Source organism: Luteolibacter sp. AS25, assembly GCF_046736275.1.
GTDB lineage: Bacteria > Verrucomicrobiota > Verrucomicrobiia > Verrucomicrobiales > Akkermansiaceae > Luteolibacter.
This window is the reverse complement of the sequence record NZ_CP151837.1, coordinates 882,405-898,439: the sequence shown is the minus strand read 5'-3', so window position 1 is coordinate 898,439 and position 16,035 is coordinate 882,405. Positions and strand designations below refer to the sequence as shown.

Sequence of the window (16,035 nt, the reverse complement as noted above, 5' to 3'; positions counted from 1 at the left end):
CTGTTTTAAGAACTACCGCGGTAACTTCCAGAATCCATCAGCCATTCACCTATTTCCATCAATAAATGATGAAACCACTGAAAATTTCATCCCTGATGTCCCTCATCAACGCATAGCCAACGGCCGATGCCATCAGCACCCGCATCTGCAAAGCGCCTGATCATCCCTTCCGGAACTACTGCTTCAACTCGGATTTCTTCTTACCCTTTGAGTCTGTGTGTTTGAAATGCATCGGAACCCCTTCCGGGAAACGCTTCAGGAACGGATTATCCAATGTGCCCATCTTCTGAACCACTTCCAGAGTCAGGGGCTCGATTCCCAGCTCAAGTGCTGGCGAACCGGGTTTGAAGCTAAAATCGCCATGAACGTGATCTTCGAACAAAGGATCCGCCACCACGCTGTGTTTATCGACCAACTTCGTGCGACTGGCCTCCTTCTGCGCCGCCAGCAGCGCCTCTCCCCTTCCGCCCTCGTGGTAGTAGAGATTGTAATCCAGTCCCTCTTTCACATCCGGCATCCCGTAATGGAATCCATCCGTGAATGCGGTGTTGGTGTGATAAAAGACGTTTCGCGAAAGCTCTGAATCAGGATCCACGGTATTTCCCGCACCGCCCGTGAGGAGCTGACAGTTTACGAAAACGTTCCCGGTCGCCTTGTTCAGCCCTTTGATGGTGATGCCCTGATTGCCCATCGTCCCGAACAGGAGGTTACCCTCCACGAGATTATTGTGGCTGTCGTCATCGGTGCGGATCATCGATCCCTGCGGGTGATTATACGTCACGTTGTGGCGCACGATATTGTCATCACCATCGCCGGAGAGGTAGATGCAGTTTCCATCGTGCAGCAGCTTCAGGCAGTCGTGGATCTCATTATACTCAATGACGTTTCCCCGGGCATGCATGTAGGGTTCGTAGTTGTTCCAGTCCTCGATGTCGTCTCCCAGGCTGATCTCATCCCAGCGGATCGTGCGGGAATGCTCGCGGGCATCTTTGTCGAAATGCCATTTCTTGAACGGATTCTTTTTACCCATCTGCTCGAAAACAGGCTCGAAGAATCGCCGGCGAACTCCTGAGACAACCACACCCGTGTAGGCAAGGTCATGCACATGGTTGTGGGCGATCGAATTATGCCCGCTCTGCCAGATGAAAATCCCGGGAGAATGGAGAAAGAGCTTCCCGATTTCCGTGATCTCGTTGTTACGGACCACATTATTTTGATTCACATCCTTCTTCCCGGGTCCATATCCGGAAAGCAGCACACCGGTGCCGCCGAGGTTCGTGAAAGTAGAGTTCTCCACCGTGATATTCCGGGCAAACAGGTCCAGGCGCACACCATCACTTCCACTATCGGTAAACAGGCAATCGCTTACCACGCAGTTCATCGCTCCACGGAAACGGATCAGGCCATTTGCCTTATCCCACATGTTCCAGTCGTGCTGCAGCCCCTTGTCATCCGCCGTCCATTTCTGCCGATCCGCATGCGATAGCTGCAAGCCCTGGAAAACCAGCCCTTCCACAGGTTTATCGCCCATACCTTCCGCCGCGGCATCATTGCTACCCTCCACGCGGATCAGCTCATTGAGAGCAGGCGCGGTTATTTCCTCCCCGGGTTCGCCGGATTCCGGCCAGTAGTAAAGCTTACCCTCCTGTGAATTCAGCACCCACTCACCCGCTTCATCCAGATGATCGATACAGTTCTCCACGACAAAGGGGCCAGCCATGCGGTAGCTCGCGGGAATGGCTAGTTTCCCTGTTTTCGCCACGGTATCGATGGATTCGATTGGCAGGAAATTCACCATCCACTTCCGGGTAGGGCTGCCGTAAAGCTCGATATCCTCGAGATTACTCCATTCTTTCAGGACATCACCCTCGTAGCCGAAGTTCACGCGTATCGCGGTCTCACCCGTGTACATTCCCGCCTTGGACTCATTGGTGATCTCCACGGTTTCGGACTGCGCCCTCTGCAACATTTCGCTGCCATCAAAGAGAACATGGAAAAAACCGTCACCCTTCGCCCAGGGCACATCGGCCACCCAGATTTTCCCATCCGCCAGATCGGATCTCTTCCAGCCATCAATCACGCGGCCACCACTGATCACGGGACGCGCTCCATCCGCCGCACGATAGCGGGTAAGCGCCCCTTCGGGTGCGGAATCCTCGAGCCCGAAAACCAAAGTTTCCGCCAGAACGTAGGTTCCCGCCTGGATAACCACATCTATATCACCCTTCTCTCCATCCGCACGCATGCCACGGACGGCATCGCGCGCCTCGGCCAAGGACTGAATCTCGCCCTCCGGGGAAACTTGAATCTGCGCGGATTGCAGGATGGTGGTCTGCATCACACAGAACACCGCAACGGATAGGCTTTGGGTTTTCATATTCTTATTCGGGTCAGTCTGCTTGCTCGGACCACTTCGCATCCCAGCGCTGGATGTATGGCAGTCCCTTTTTCCCAGCATATTGAAGCTCCACACCCCATTCGGCGTGGCCACCTTTCTTACTATCGGTGAAAGCTTCCGGACGATAAGCACCGGCACCGACCGGACCGTTCGCCACCTTATGTGTCTTTTTGAAATTCAGACCGTCTTCCGCATATAGAATGGAGTTGGTGATCTCCTTCGGCCCTACGGTCCCGATCATTGCGGCCACTCCATTTCCCTCCGGCCATACGATTACCTCGTGGTTCCCCGGGATCACGGGATTCGCCTCGTGCTTCACATACGGACCTTCCGGCTTGTCTGCGATCGCCACTCCCATCTGGGTCTGTGCAGGACTTTTCCCCAGTTGGCGGCCCTTGTAGTAGAACCAGTATTTGCCATCCCGCACGACGAGACACGCATCGTCGATCAGATGACTGTCGAAATCCTCGGGGTTGTCGCTATTCTTCAGGACCGGTTCATTTCCCACACGCTCCCACGGACCGTCCGGAGAATCCGAAACCGCCAGGCCGATCTTGGAATCGGGATTGAAATTCTTCCCGAACTCCTGCGAGGTTCCGGTATAGAACAGCCAGTAGCGACCCTCGGCCACCAGGATGTTCGGGGTGAAAACACTCGCCCCCTCCCAGGTTCCAGCCTCACCTTTTCCGAGCACCTCGCCCTTTTCCGTCCAATTCATGCCGTCTGGCGAAGTTGCATACCATACGGTCGCATCATATCCGGGCGCGATATTCCCCTTGGAATACCAGAGATAGAAGAGATCGCCGACTTTGATGATATCGCTCGGATCACGGCGCATTACCCCGTCCTGAAGGCCGATGTTCTCGAGCTCTGTGTAGCTGATCTCCACTATACCGATCTTATCGCTCTCCGCTTGAGCCTTGGCTGGAGTGAGAAATAAAAGCGCGGTCAGTCCAAGTGGCTGGAAATAGTTAATTTTCATCGAGGAATAGGTGAGTTGGATTTTAAGTAGTGATTATGTCGGGGCGGTCTTCAAAAGCATCCTTCAGGACACCAGACCTTGGGAAAAGCAGGGCATGATTCTGCATGCATTTACGGGGAGATGTCGAAGGATCTTTCCCTTATTCCCCTCAATTTCCGGACAAGCGGGTCATTTCCTTACCGCCAGCGGAAACCATCGCCCGCAGCTTGTATCAGATCTAATACACCGCCTTCCCGTCCTTCAGGTAGCCATGCCCGGCCAGGAATTTCAAATTCTGCGCCATGATCGCGTCGTAGTCGACATCGTCATTCTTGGCGCGGTATCCACTGCCGTTGAAAAATCCGTGGCCTCTGCCCTCGAAGGGAAGCAGCTCGCACTCGTTACCCGCCTCGGTCATCAGCTTGGTGAAACGGACCGCGTTCTCGAATGGCACGGTCTTGTCCTTCGTTCCATGGAAAAGCATCGTAGGAGCCAGACCCGCACGGACATGATGGGCCGGAGAAATCAGAGTCTGCTGCTCCGGAGTGAACAACTTCGAACCGTAGCCTTCCGCCGTCGTGTCCAGGACCGGATTGAAAGCGATCATGAGATCCGGCACAGAGCTGATTTCCAGATTCTCGCCCTCCTCATCCATTCCTTCGATCACTCCGGTGCAGATCGCAATATGGCCACCAGCCGAGCCACCAGCGGCTACGATACGTTCCGGATCCACCCCCAGCTCCGCAGTATGCTCACGGACCCAGCGGATAGCTGACTTACCGTCTTTTACACTCTCGAACGGGGTCGACTTGTTTCTATTTTTCACCCGGTATTCAGCGGAAAAGGTCACCATCCCCAGCGCGGCCAGATCCCGCGCCTGCTGGTAGAATTGGCTCGGTGAACCACTGGCCCATCCTCCGCCGAAGAAGAACACCACAGCCGGCCGCTTATCCGTAGCCTCAAGACCCTCCGGATCGAATACGTGCAACTTCAGCTCCACATCCTCCACCGATTTATAAAGGAGCATGCGGTCCGGTTTGATTTCCTTCGCCTGGGCCGGTGATAGCGAGATTGCTGCAAAAATGAGAAGAAGAAGCCTTTGTTTCATATTCAGTCTAAGTGGGTTTTGTAAGTTTCTAAAGGGGAAGCTGTCAGCTGGAAATCCGAAACTTTCGGTGACATCCGTAAATTGCTGCCAGCGGGAACTTATTTCAGCTCCAGACATACAACCGTGCAGAGATCATCCACAGGTTTCGCCGGCAGCTCGATGGTCACTGTGCCGCCGTCCTGGGAAAATTTCACTCCATCCATCCCGGGATCAGCCAGGAAATGTGCGCCGGTCACCTGATCCTTGTCGAATCCGTGCAGCACCATCGGCTCGCTAGGCCACTTGAAGAGGTGCAGGTAAAGCTTCCCCTTACGCCCGGTGGCAAGCCAGGCATAGTCCTTTTGCTGATGCCCTTTCTTTGCTTTTCCGGCACCTGTCGCCAGAGCCTCCTTATCCAAAGCCTTCTGCTCCGCCGCACTCAGCGTAACGAAGTCTCCCTTCCCATCGAAAATCGTCTGCTGCGCGCCGTAGATCGCCTCGCCATTGACCTTCAGCCACTCACCGGCAGCTTCCAGATTCTCGATGGCAGGTGCGGGGATGATCCCCTCGGCTGTCGGCCCCACATTCAGCAGGAACGCGCCGCCCTTGCTAACTACTTCCACCAACTGCATCACCACCTCTTTCGGCGATTTCCAGTTATTATCCTTCGCATTGAACCCCCAGGCACCGTTCAGCGTCATGCAGGTCTCCCAGTATTCCCACGGGCTGTGCGGCGGGATCGAGCGGTCGCGATAGGAGAGGAAATCGACCCCCATATCCTTGAGCTCCTCGAGCTGCTCCTCTTTCAAGCCTTCGATCTTGTTTCCATGATACATCAGGCGGCTGTTGATCAGCGTATCCGGGTTGATATCATGCACCACACCCTCGAACCGATGACCCAGCTCCGCAGTCATACCATGTGGCGTATCGAACCAGATATGGGAGGGATCATACTTCGTCATGATCTCCTTCAGCTGCGGAATCCCCTTCTTGTCGATATAGTTCTGGAAATCTCCCTTCTGGGCATCGTCCCACTTACTGCCTTCCCCACCGGGGAAATTCCAATCCTGCGTCTGCGAGTAATAGAGGCCGAATTTGATCCCCGCCTTGTCGCAGGCCTCCTTCAGCTCCTTGATCACATCGCGTTTGAACGGCGTGAAATCCACGATGTTGTAGTCGCTCACATCCGAGTCGAACATCGCGAACCCATCGTGATGCTTGCTCGTGATCGTGATGTATTTCATCCCCGCGTTTTTCGCCACCGCCACCCAAGCATCCGCATCGAACTTCGTCGGGTTGAACTTCGCGGCCATCGCCTCGTATTCCGCCACCGGGATCTTCGTGCGATTCATCACCCACTCCCCATTCGCCAGAGTCGAGTAGACCCCCCAGTGGATGAACATTCCATACTTCGCCTCATCCAGCCAGGCCGCCCGCCCGGTGCCCTTGTCCGCCGTAGAAGCAGGAATCACCTGCGCAACTGCGGGTGAACTGAAGAACGCACAAGCAGCGAGGCCCAGCGTGAGCAAATTGGTTTTGTTAGATTTCATTGGGTAAAGTTCATTAAGACCCGATTTCTACGAACTTTGTTGGCATCCTCTTTCATTTCAACCCCCCGACCCCGGAAAATACCCACCTTCCTAACAGGCCGCTACAACCCTCCGCATCTAATCTCTCCTCCGCCGCTGCACCACAACCATCCGCTTGAGCAAAAACCGCCGAAACAAACAATCCCCACCACACCAACTGCAGCCTTATATTCAACGAATCCTCGACTTTGGTCGTTCTCTGTATCGGTAATTACTTTCCGAATCGCTCCGTCACTTAGATCCCTACCCATATCATTGTTGTATTTGGTCAACTTCGTGACGGCCCACTCTTAGCGCCGTTTGATGATCTAATCGAGGCGGCTAACGCAAATGTCCTAGTCTAAGTCATAAGCAAGCTAGATGCTGTATAAATTGTTACCATTATGCTTTATCCAGTAGCCATTCACGAATGGCTTCCCATCTACCGAAGCAACACCTTTGGAATAATCGGGATGATAACTCTCCGGTTGAGGATAATGAACAGCCGATTCGATCTGAGCTGCGTAGAGACACATCGCTGCTGAAATCGGCTTCGGCCCAAATGGAGCAAAGGAAACCGATTCTTTGCTTCGAGAAAGCGAACATATACGATCAAACGCCATAGAGATATCATTCGCATCAAGCCGGTGCTTCACAAATTTCTCTCCACTTCTGTTATTCTGAAGACTAATTATCGATTCCCAAGCTCTACGAACAGAAGTGGGGTTTGAAGGGAACGGCATCAAAAGCTGGACAGCAGGATGAGCCTCCGCGCTACTCAAATAGTCTTGCAGGCTTTCAACCATAAAACCCACGGAAGCAATTAAAACATCGCTCCCGAGTTCCTTACCCAAAAAGCCAGGCAAATAGTCCCATTTCCCGGCACCTTCACTAAGCTTTTCACCATCTAAATAAGTTTTTGGACATCCGTAAGCCACCACCAAATCACGAACCTCAACATTCTTAATTAAGGTTCGAAGCAGTGGAAAAAAGAATCGCTTTGGAAAAGACGTTATATCAAGAATTATCGCCGAACCCCTCTTTGAAAGATCTGCAGCAAGGGACTCAATTTCATGTAATTCAGCGAGCAACTCAATCGACAAAACATCGGGATCTTCTACACCTAGCAATTGAAATTGAGACAATCTCTCAGCTAGCTGAACTTGAGTTTTGGAATAATAGCGCGTGCCCCGCATCGGATCCACTTTAACCATTGAAGTGCTTTTAAGTGATCCCAACTCCCTGACCCAATTCAATGCACTGAGAGATCGCTCTTCTGTTCCGATAGCACCAATAAAATTCCATTCTCTTGAATCAGAGATAGAAAGCGCCCAATCCAACAAACCCCATGGCCTATAGCTGCTCATATTAAAAATCTTTAAAACAGCTTTAATTGTTCGCCATATTCACCACCAGTTTCCTCAATGCGGTGATTCTTTTTGGGCACATCGGTTACAGATGCAACAACAGTGAGCGGTACCTCTGCTTCTTTTAGGATCGAAATCAGTTGATCAATCTTCCAATAGAGCGGCTCTTTTGTATGAGCGACCGGTAGCTGAAAAACGGGAGAAAGGACAGGATGCAGATAAAATTTTAGCCTTTGTTCTCCAGATTGTCTCTTCGTTGTGTGATCCGAAACTACGAGCGCACCCCACCCCACACACTGTTTCAAAAAACTCCATGCAACTCGATTCTCAGGTGCGTCCAACTCAAGGACATTAACTTCTAGGGAAAATCCATTTCCTCCAGGGTAGGACATTCGCTTATCTTCTCGGAGAGAACGTCGCAAATAGGTTCCAAGCTTTTCGATAAAGCGCTGCCGAATATCACCACTTGGTTTATGCTCAGAGAGTTTGTTATACCAAACCTTACTAGCTTCCTGTATTCCAAGTGCTTGATACTTTTTGTCAATGGACTCTCCAATCAAAGGATTAGATTGCCGCTCACCTAATACTTTCTTCCCTTGCTCCATCTTGAGAAACTGATTCCAGATTCCATGACATATTCCGAGAAATGCCAAAATATTGCCTCCACTGAGGTCCAAAATATCGCGCTTTCCCCACCACATGAGTCGTTGCCCTCGTCGGGCTGCGAGCTGCAATGCAGCCAGTGTCAGCCTTTCTTTTCGCCACCATTGCTTTTCCCAAGGATAAGGAGGTTCACTGGGCGGGCGGGCGCTACGATGCTCAAGCTTCCCTCTCCCTCCACCCGTTTGCCGTCCCCACGCAGCTGCTAACACTGCGTCAAGTGGATCTTTCCTAAACAACTCTGACAAGAAATTCTTCCATTCTTTACTCCACATAAGAGTCTCTTCTTTGTTTGTGATCGCAAGCGCTCTTTCGTAGGAACCAGTCGCCGACGTAGACGAATTAAATATAGAGTCTGTCCGATCTCTCTTCAGGGCCGAGCAAGAAAATACTGCCTCAAGCGGGTCAAGCCCTGAATCGATCTCCTCATCCAAATAATACTTGATACGGCGCAAAAAGGCATCCCTAGCAAAGACTTCAAATATGCCTTTTACGTTTTCAGTTCTTCTCCATGCTGCATCGAAATCCGTAATGTGATAATCTCTTTCTTCTTCAAGCACTCCACCGCCGAAAACACCAAGACACCCCTCGGTATTCCAGCCATAAGGTCGGGAACCAAGCCTGTAAGCCACGCGAAGATCTCGCTTTCCAAGCGCACCATTGAGAATTTGCCTAAAAGCTAGGCGTAAACTTGCCGATAATCCTGCTGGAGCATGAACCAATTCCTCAATTTGATCAATTCGTATGAAGACCGGTACATCAGCTATAATGCCGGTTGATTTCATACAATCTACAGTTCTTAAGATAGGTTCTCCAACCATGCTTTTAGAATTTCTTAAAAGTTCTGGTGCTCCGTCAAAGCGGATGTTGTGCCCCATCCAGTTACGATAACAGGCTATACGTTCCTTGATGCGAGCCATCAGATCAATACGTGATTTGCAACCATTCAATGCACCCGCCCAGCAATCTTGCTTAACCAGTTTTTTGACAAACTTCGTCTCTGTAGAAAAGGACACAAGCGCATCAAATGTATCTGGGTTTTCTTCTATAACTTTGAGGTTCTCCAACAGATCAAGAACCACCTTGTAGTTAAATAAATCACCAAAGTAATACGGCAATTCTTGGAGATCATGCTGCGGTCCTTGGCCCAAGGTCACCCCCGCAAGATGGGCGATACCACTTTTAGTAAGATTGATTCCAGCAGAAATAAATTGAGCATGATCGGCAGGCACAGGAAAAGGCTCGCCATACTTGCGATATGCAATTCGTATTTCAGGGCGCAAAAGGGTTAATAACATTGTTTTGCCGCATCCTTGGGAACCTAAAAGAACGACGTTACCCGCTTGAAAAAGCTGATGAAACTCAACAAGGGAATCCATGGGCTTACTGCTAAATAGCCGGACAAAGTGCTCCTGATCGACCGAATCAGCGACATATAGCTCCTGAAATGGATTATGAGAATAGTTCATAAGTTAGGCTCTCGAGGCTCGTGGGAACAGAGGTAGCCACTTATTCTTCAGCACTTTCCGATGAATCAGTGACAACGAGTTATTAGGGGCATTGGAGTATGTCACCACTGAACAGCCAGTCTCTTTGTAACCAAGGGGTTCCTTTACACTATGGGATATCTCCAATCTCTTTGCTAAATCTTCCATTTCATGTCTATGTTCCCAAGTATTTTCCAATTGCCCGTTTTCCCCTAGAAGATTATCCGGACCAATCTGGACGACCGGTGATGAAGAAAGAACAGTTGGATACTGCTTTGTCAATTCGTGGAGAACAGTCATTCCCGGCCCACATATAATTAACGGAACAACAAGAATTTGAAGATCAAGTCTTTCCGCTGCCCATTTTATGGCCGATTTCATCTGAGTTCCGCTGCCCACGAAATCCTCCAATAACACAAGACGCTTAAGTGGCCTTTCCCTTCTTTGCCCTCGGTCTGGTTTTTTTAGAAATGCTAATAGCTTGTTCAATAGAGGGCTATCCGAATCTTTATTGATTGGATCAAGCATTGCTAGAGTAGAAAAACTCGGGCGATGCTCAACTCCACTGATGTGATTAGCATGATAAAACTCATTAATATCCATACTGTCCGTTATCGGACAATACCATGTATGCCTCTTCATCTCCCTTTCTAGTTTACTTGAAAATTGAGGATCACTGAACCGCAAACCCGCTTGCGTAATCACCCATCTTGTTATGGGCCCTTCATAGGCAGACCTGTAAAGAGAGATAAAATCCTGATGAGAGAAGAAGCAAAGTCTCTGAGCGTATTCCAATAGCAACTTCTGATCATCTGCACTATCAACGTTTCCAATCCACGAAGCCAATCGATCCAAAAATCCTATTTCGAAATCTGCACTTTCGGCTGGGAGATAGTTACACCACTCATGTTTACCTAAGAACTCAAGTCGATTAAGAATTTCCAAATATTTAGACGTAAGCTCGATATCATCTCCTACATACCCAGCATCCCATTCACCCACCGCATCTCTCAACGCATTTATTCTCATAATCCATTACCAAGTAGTTGTTTTGCCAGATTGGCAGCAAGAGAACCAAGGGGAGGCGGAACGGCATTTCCGATAAGACGGTATTGCGCATGTTCTCCACCGCTAAAAACATAAGAGTCAGGGAAACCTTGGATTCTTGCCGCTTCACGTACCGTAAATCCCCTTTGTCTTGACGGATGGAGGAAATATCGTGGCGACCCAAAGCGCGTGTCAACGGTACAGCTTGGCTTATCCCATGCCAATCTTCGATATTTCCCATTGAAGGTTCCAACAAGATCCACGGTATCATCTATTCTCCGTAGATAGCGTTTCGCAATCAATCCTTCTAATAGGTGATGAAAAGGTTCTCCGAGTGCGGCCTCCAGTCTTCTTATAGATACAGGATCGGCATCGCCAAAGTCTCGCGCACGCTCCTGCCTACGAAGCCGCCTAAGCAGTTCCAAAACTGTGCGCTCGTGCTCCGTAATATCTCCAAAAACCTCCGGAATATCCCAAGTCGCTACGGCATTCTTGCCTCCACGAACATTTGAAAGCTTCTGCCCTGGCAGGATCCGTTTCGCTATAAGTGCATCTTTACCGGAAGGTTCAAGTGGGGTGGGACGATGATTCTTTTGCTTGCAAGCGCCCGCAAGAACCTTCCGAAGATTGCTGGCCGGTAGAAGATACGTTTCAAAATCAGCATTTCTTTTTGTTCGCCAAGCTAAAAACAGGACTCGGCGTCTAATCTGAGCCATCCCTAAATCTGAAGTCTGACATCGCAGAGTTCTTGTCAGATAACCCGCATCTTTCATCATTTCGTCCAATGCTTTGAAGTATTTTGCATGCTCCCCAGAAAGGGCACCAGACACGTTCTCAACGATCAAAACTTTAGGGGAGACTCTAAGTGCTAATGTTCCGGTTAAGGTGAGAAGATGGTTCCGCTTGTCATCTATAAGGCGCTTTCCGGCTGTAGAGAATCCTTGGCAAGGTGGCCCCGCTATTATAACGTCAACATCTTTAAGGCTTTTTTCATTTGGGATACCGTTGGTTAGATCTGTGCAACAAATTTCCTCGCTTACGTTCGATCTGAAATTTTTCACAGCCTCGGGATCTAGATCGTATGCACCTTTTGAGCGAAATCCGCTTGACGTAAAGCCGAGGTCAAAGCCTCCACATCCTGAGAAGAGGCTAGCAAATGTCATATCTCGGATCGTCATGCCGCTGCCAATAAAGGTTGATGGATGGGTTTTGGAAATGTTTTAATGAACAGCCGTTCCTCACACTCAAGCTGTCCGACCGGCCATTCCATGATATTGAAGTTTAGACTTGGAACTGGGAAGTTCGCGAGCTGAACACGAATGACGGAGTCCATCAGTTCGATGTCGGTTTCGTGAAAAGCCATGTTTATCGGTGCCAGTCGCCAACTGCGGAGATTACGTTGATTCAGCTGCTTCCGCCTTGTCTTCACCCGTTGGGCACGATGTGACTGTTTTAAACGGGAGCCCCACCCCCATTGGCCAAGGCAGCCTACCACGCAGGAGGTGGGGTCGAATTGGTGAACATCCCCCCACTTACCCTGTAAGCTATCCTCTAGAACAGTCTCTATCATTTCGTTCCAGTCCGCCGCATCCATGTTGTTCCGCAGCTTGTCGGCAGCCAGCCAGAGATTCGCCTCGAAGCCAAGATTGGCGCTGGTGTTCTTGGCGGTCTTGGAGACTTTCTTACGGGCGGGCATTTACGACCAGAGTTCTACTGATTCACACTCCTTCGGGAAGAGGAAAATCCCATCAATTTGCAGCAGTTCGCTATATCACTGGTATTCAACGCTTTGGATGTGAAGTAGGTCTTAAAGACTAGATGAATAAATCAAAGGGAGTGGGATGGCCATGCACGACTCCAGCTACGCAACGGGCGCCACTGTTTTGCAACTTATATAAGTTTCGTTAAATAAGTTCCGGATTTGTATCTCGTTAATACTCACATACATACATTTTAGATTCCGAGATAACTTGCCAATATGGAACTTCAGGGAGATAAGGCAATCATGTTAAAAGGACTGTCATTCCGCTGGATGGATGCATGTGCAGTCTATACCCGGATGGATGATATTCGGGTATGTGGAGGGCTTCTTCTGACCACCGGACTATTGCTTTGCGGTCTATCCGGCCCGTTTGTGATCCCGGGGGATGAAATCCGGATACCAGCGGCCCATCTCCTGACCCCAATCTCTCAGGCATTGCCCCCAATCTCTCAGGCATTGCCCCCAATCTCTCAGGCATTGCCCCCAATCTCTCGGACATTGCCCCCGATCTCTCGGACATTGCCCCCAAATCTCTCGGGCATTGCCCCCAATCTCTCGGGCATTGCCCCCAATCTCTCGGGCATTGCCCCCAATCGCTCGGACATTGCCCCCAATCGCCCGGGCATTGCCCCCAATCTCTCAGGCATTGCCCCCAATCGCTCGGACATTGCCCCCAATCTCTCGGGCATTGCCCCCAATCGCTCGGGAATTTCCCCCAGTCGCTGGGGGATTGCCCTCTGGAAATTATCTCCCCATGCCCTATCCCGCACCTCTGCCGGCTGAAGCCGGGGCGCGGGGTTTTATATACATACTGATTCCCACCCACCCGAACCTCCTCACATACATGGAATAAGCCATGTGTGCGGGAATCAAAACAGACATATAAACCGAAAGGAAACCAAACCATGAATGAGTTAATCACAGGGTTCACCACCCTTAGTAACAGTGAACTCGTCGGCAAGGCGGATCATATCATTGCCTCACTATCGGAAGAGCCCGGTATCACCTATTACCCTACCCCCGCGCCGACGCTGGTGGTGGTGAAGGAAGGGATGGATGCGCTGAACGCGGCGATGGCGCTGACCGATTCCAAGCCGGCCACGGAGCAGCGGGACTCGCTGCGCCCTCCGCTGATCCAGAACCTCCAGCTACTGGCGATGAATCTGGAAACGACCACCCCTGGAGACCGCGCGAAACTGGCCTACACGGGCTATGATCTGCGCAAGATCGCGGAGCACAGCCATCAGCCGCCTGCCGCGCCGGGGGGCATCAATGTCCACGCAACGGGGACAAACGGCGGGATCAAGATCAGGTGCGGCGCGAATCCGAACACGAACTATTACCAGTTCGAGACCACGGCGGATCCGGTGAACGGGCCGTGGAGCAATCCGCTGACCAGCACCAGCAGCCAGAAGATGATGGCGGATGGATTCACCCGCGGGACCGATATCTACGTGCGTGTCCGCGCGGCGAACACCAATGGCGACAGCCCGTGGTCTGAAATAGGGAGCACGCTGGTGACATGATCAGCAGCCTACCCCCCACCCTGGCGCGACGGAGAAAACCACTCCCTCGCGCTTTTTCATTGAGGAGCAGGTGCTTCCCGCGCCACGGAGACCGGCTAGCACCCCGCCCGTGGTATAAACTTTCCCGGCACGGCCGGCAGTGACGCCAGCCCCGCTTCAAGCGGCGGGCCGCCTCCGGGCCGCGCAGGGATCTATTTTCCGCGCACCGCCTTGCGCACCTCTTCCATGATGGCCATGCACTCGGGATTGAAAATGGGATGGTCCGGGGTCACGTCGGCAGTCATCGCCATATTGATCGTCACGGGAACGCCCTTTTCCGCCATATCCTTGAAATAGTCCACATAGGCCTTGGCCGGTTCCTTCGGGCCGCCGGTCCATTTTCCGTTCATGGGTGATTTCGGATACCAGGTATCCATGTAGCACCACCACGCGGGATCGACGATGCCGTATTGCTTGCCCGGGCCGACGAGATCGGAGTTGAACGAATCGAGCGAAGCAGCGCCATCCCGGGTGGAGAGATCCGAGAAGGGGCTGACGGCCGGTCCCTGGTTCGAGCTGAAGCCGATCACCGCATCCGGGTTCCCCGCCTTGATGGCGCGTGCCCAGCTTTCCCAATGGGGATCGAGCGGGTAATCATGCATCAGGCAGCCATCGATGTAGCCGAAGCCTTTGAGCTTCTCCCCGTAGCGCAGGCTGCATTCCCGCAGTATCGCCACCATATTGTCATTGAATTTCGAAACATCCGCCGCGCCGTAATCCGCGCCCAGGGCCTTGCGCCATGGGGCCGGATCGAAGCCATTGTAGCCGCTGTGCAGGTAAAACAGGGTGGCGATGCCGCGTGAGTCCAGCTCATCGATGATTTCCATCAGCAGATCGCGCTCGGTGGTGCGTCCGGGCTGGACGGCGTCCACCGCCTTGCTGGGAGCCGGCCAGTAAAAGCCCTGATGGGTGGCGGTGAAATTCACCCAGGCGGCACCGGTGCGCTCCACCTGATCCGCGAAGTGCTTCACATCGAACATTTTTACCGATTCCTGGAACCATTCCCCCCTCTTTTTATTGCCCTCCCAGCCATACATATTCGCGGAAAAGTGGACGAACAGCCCGTATTTCCCCTCCACCATCCAGGAGGAGTCGCCCTTGATTTCGCTGGCGCGCTCCAGCTGCGCCACCCGTGCGGCAGGTGTGCCCAGCTCGATGGAAAACAGCATGAACTGGCCCTGATCCTGGTGGGTCTGCAGTCCCTTGTTCTTCTTCGATGGTTTCACCGTGGACTCCGGCAGGCGGAAGGTGATCTCATTCACGCCCTTTTCGAGATGCAGCACCCCCGGGATATTCTGACGCCAATTTTTCGGCGAGCCCTTCCAGGTCCTCTCCAGCGAAGGTGTGGTGATCACCGAGTCGCCGCTCTTGAACTCCAGCGTCTGCACATCCGGTGAGGCCAGAATGATGCTCAGCTCATAGTCATCGGCCGACGGTGCATCCACGTAAAAGGTGAGCGTATCATCCGCAGAATAGAAACCGGCCACCCCGTGCTGACCGGTCATTCCCCTACCGGCGAAGATGCTGCCCTCCGACTTTGCGCGTGCGGCGACAATCGTGGTAAGATCATCCGCCCGTAGCTTCACCGGCTGGCTGGCCGGATCCGCCTGATAGTATTTCTCCTTCATCCCCGCAGCTGTCTCGCCCGGATCTTCGGCAACTTCCTTGGCACCCAGCGCACCGGCACTGGCGATGAAACAAGCGAGTAGTCCCGCCATTCGTGATTGATTGAGTTTTATTATGATTTCCTAAGGTTATCGTTCGGGTTTTAATAATTCTTTCTCTTCACGGCTATTTTCCCCGCTGTTCCCTGATATAGCTCTGATTCGATATCCTGCCATGCGGATCACCTCGGGCAAGGTCCATTCCGCGGGCTCCGGGCAAGACCCATCGCATCGAAGCCGGCGGCAATGCCCACACCGTCGGGTTGGCGGGCTGGCGCATGTAGCTTCCTGCCGGAAAATTTTCCCGCAGGGTGGCGCCGTGCGATACCATTGGGGATCGTGAAATCAGTCAGAATGAAACTATCGGTCACAAATCATGTCTTTCCCATGGCACAACCTGTTCACGCAAAAAAAGGGACCCGATACGCATGGCATCGGGTCCCTCGGAGAATAACAGAATCCAGGGACC

Annotated in this window: 12 protein-coding genes; 1 reads left to right on the top strand and 11 read right to left on the bottom strand. The window is 52.0% G+C overall.

Going from position 1 to position 16,035, the window contains the following annotated elements; translation table 11 throughout:
• Window positions 1-175: 175 nt before the first annotated feature.
• The 9 genes from AAGA79_RS04210 to AAGA79_RS04170 form a co-directional block, all read right to left on the bottom strand.
• Window positions 176-2,377 carry a right-handed parallel beta-helix repeat-containing protein gene (locus tag AAGA79_RS04210; RefSeq protein ID WP_411827525.1) on the bottom strand — a complete coding sequence of 734 codons (2,202 nt, stop codon included), beginning with the start codon at window positions 2,375-2,377 and terminating at the stop codon, window positions 176-178.
• Window positions 2,378-2,390: 13 nt separating this feature from the next.
• Window positions 2,391-3,380, bottom strand: a complete 990-nt coding sequence (locus tag AAGA79_RS04205) for a family 43 glycosylhydrolase (protein ID WP_411827524.1) — start codon at window positions 3,378-3,380, stop codon at window positions 2,391-2,393.
• A 217-nt stretch (window positions 3,381-3,597) separates the two neighbouring features.
• Window positions 3,598-4,467, bottom strand: a complete 870-nt coding sequence (locus AAGA79_RS04200) for an alpha/beta hydrolase (protein ID WP_411827523.1) — start codon at window positions 4,465-4,467, stop codon at window positions 3,598-3,600.
• 98 nt (window positions 4,468-4,565) lie between these two features.
• Window positions 4,566-5,996 carry an alpha-L-fucosidase gene (locus AAGA79_RS04195; protein WP_411827522.1) on the bottom strand — a complete coding sequence of 477 codons (1,431 nt, stop codon included), beginning with the start codon at window positions 5,994-5,996 and terminating at the stop codon, window positions 4,566-4,568.
• A gap of 395 nt (window positions 5,997-6,391) precedes the next feature.
• Window positions 6,392-7,381 carry a hypothetical protein gene (locus tag AAGA79_RS04190; protein WP_411827521.1) on the bottom strand — a complete coding sequence of 330 codons (990 nt, stop codon included), beginning with the start codon at window positions 7,379-7,381 and terminating at the stop codon, window positions 6,392-6,394.
• A gap of 11 nt (window positions 7,382-7,392) precedes the next feature.
• Entirely contained in the window at window positions 7,393-9,510 is a 2,118-nt protein-coding gene (locus AAGA79_RS04185) for a hypothetical protein (RefSeq protein ID WP_411827520.1), read from the bottom strand.
• A 3-nt stretch (window positions 9,511-9,513) separates the two neighbouring features.
• On the bottom strand, window positions 9,514-10,557 hold the full coding sequence (locus AAGA79_RS04180; protein WP_411827519.1) for a hypothetical protein: 1,044 nt from the start codon (window positions 10,555-10,557) through the stop codon (window positions 9,514-9,516).
• Window positions 10,554-11,738: a DNA cytosine methyltransferase gene (locus AAGA79_RS04175; RefSeq protein ID WP_411827518.1), complete on the bottom strand. Its 1,185-nt coding sequence runs from the start codon at window positions 11,736-11,738 to the stop codon at window positions 10,554-10,556. Before AAGA79_RS04175 ends, AAGA79_RS04180 begins: the two co-directional genes overlap by 4 nt.
• An 11-nt stretch (window positions 11,739-11,749) precedes the next feature.
• The gene (locus AAGA79_RS04170; protein WP_411827517.1) at window positions 11,750-12,271 is read right to left on the bottom strand and encodes a hypothetical protein; all 522 of its coding nucleotides are present in this window, start codon (window positions 12,269-12,271) and stop codon (window positions 11,750-11,752) included.
• Between the two features lie 926 nt (window positions 12,272-13,197).
• Here AAGA79_RS04170 and AAGA79_RS04165 point away from each other — a divergent pair.
• Window positions 13,198-13,863: a hypothetical protein gene (locus tag AAGA79_RS04165; protein WP_411827516.1), complete on the top strand. Its 666-nt coding sequence runs from the start codon at window positions 13,198-13,200 to the stop codon at window positions 13,861-13,863.
• Between the two features lie 191 nt (window positions 13,864-14,054).
• On the opposite strand, the gene AAGA79_RS04160 is transcribed toward AAGA79_RS04165, so the two are convergent.
• A complete protein-coding gene (locus AAGA79_RS04160) occupies window positions 14,055-15,620 on the bottom strand; it encodes an alpha-L-fucosidase (RefSeq protein ID WP_411827515.1) in 1,566 nt (521 codons plus the stop codon).
• Window positions 15,621-15,748: 128 nt separating this feature from the next.
• The gene (locus AAGA79_RS04155; protein ID WP_411827514.1) at window positions 15,749-15,937 is read right to left on the bottom strand and encodes a hypothetical protein; all 189 of its coding nucleotides are present in this window, start codon (window positions 15,935-15,937) and stop codon (window positions 15,749-15,751) included.
• Between the last annotated feature and the right edge of the window lie 98 nt (window positions 15,938-16,035).

Coding starts and splice junctions, on each gene's coding strand:
- AAGA79_RS04210 (WP_411827525.1), bottom strand. CDS start 2,377: ATGAAAACCCAAAGCCTATCCGTTGCGGTGTTCTGTGTGATGCAGACC.
- AAGA79_RS04205 (WP_411827524.1), bottom strand. CDS start 3,380: ATGAAAATTAACTATTTCCAGCCACTTGGACTGACCGCGCTTTTATTT.
- AAGA79_RS04200 (WP_411827523.1), bottom strand. CDS start 4,467: ATGAAACAAAGGCTTCTTCTTCTCATTTTTGCAGCAATCTCGCTATCA.
- AAGA79_RS04195 (WP_411827522.1), bottom strand. CDS start 5,996: ATGAAATCTAACAAAACCAATTTGCTCACGCTGGGCCTCGCTGCTTGT.
- AAGA79_RS04190 (WP_411827521.1), bottom strand. CDS start 7,381: ATGAGCAGCTATAGGCCATGGGGTTTGTTGGATTGGGCGCTTTCTATC.
- AAGA79_RS04185 (WP_411827520.1), bottom strand. CDS start 9,510: ATGAACTATTCTCATAATCCATTTCAGGAGCTATATGTCGCTGATTCG.
- AAGA79_RS04180 (WP_411827519.1), bottom strand. CDS start 10,557: ATGAGAATAAATGCGTTGAGAGATGCGGTGGGTGAATGGGATGCTGGG.
- AAGA79_RS04175 (WP_411827518.1), bottom strand. CDS start 11,738: ATGACATTTGCTAGCCTCTTCTCAGGATGTGGAGGCTTTGACCTCGGC.
- AAGA79_RS04170 (WP_411827517.1), bottom strand. CDS start 12,271: ATGCCCGCCCGTAAGAAAGTCTCCAAGACCGCCAAGAACACCAGCGCC.
- AAGA79_RS04160 (WP_411827515.1), bottom strand. CDS start 15,620: ATGGCGGGACTACTCGCTTGTTTCATCGCCAGTGCCGGTGCGCTGGGT.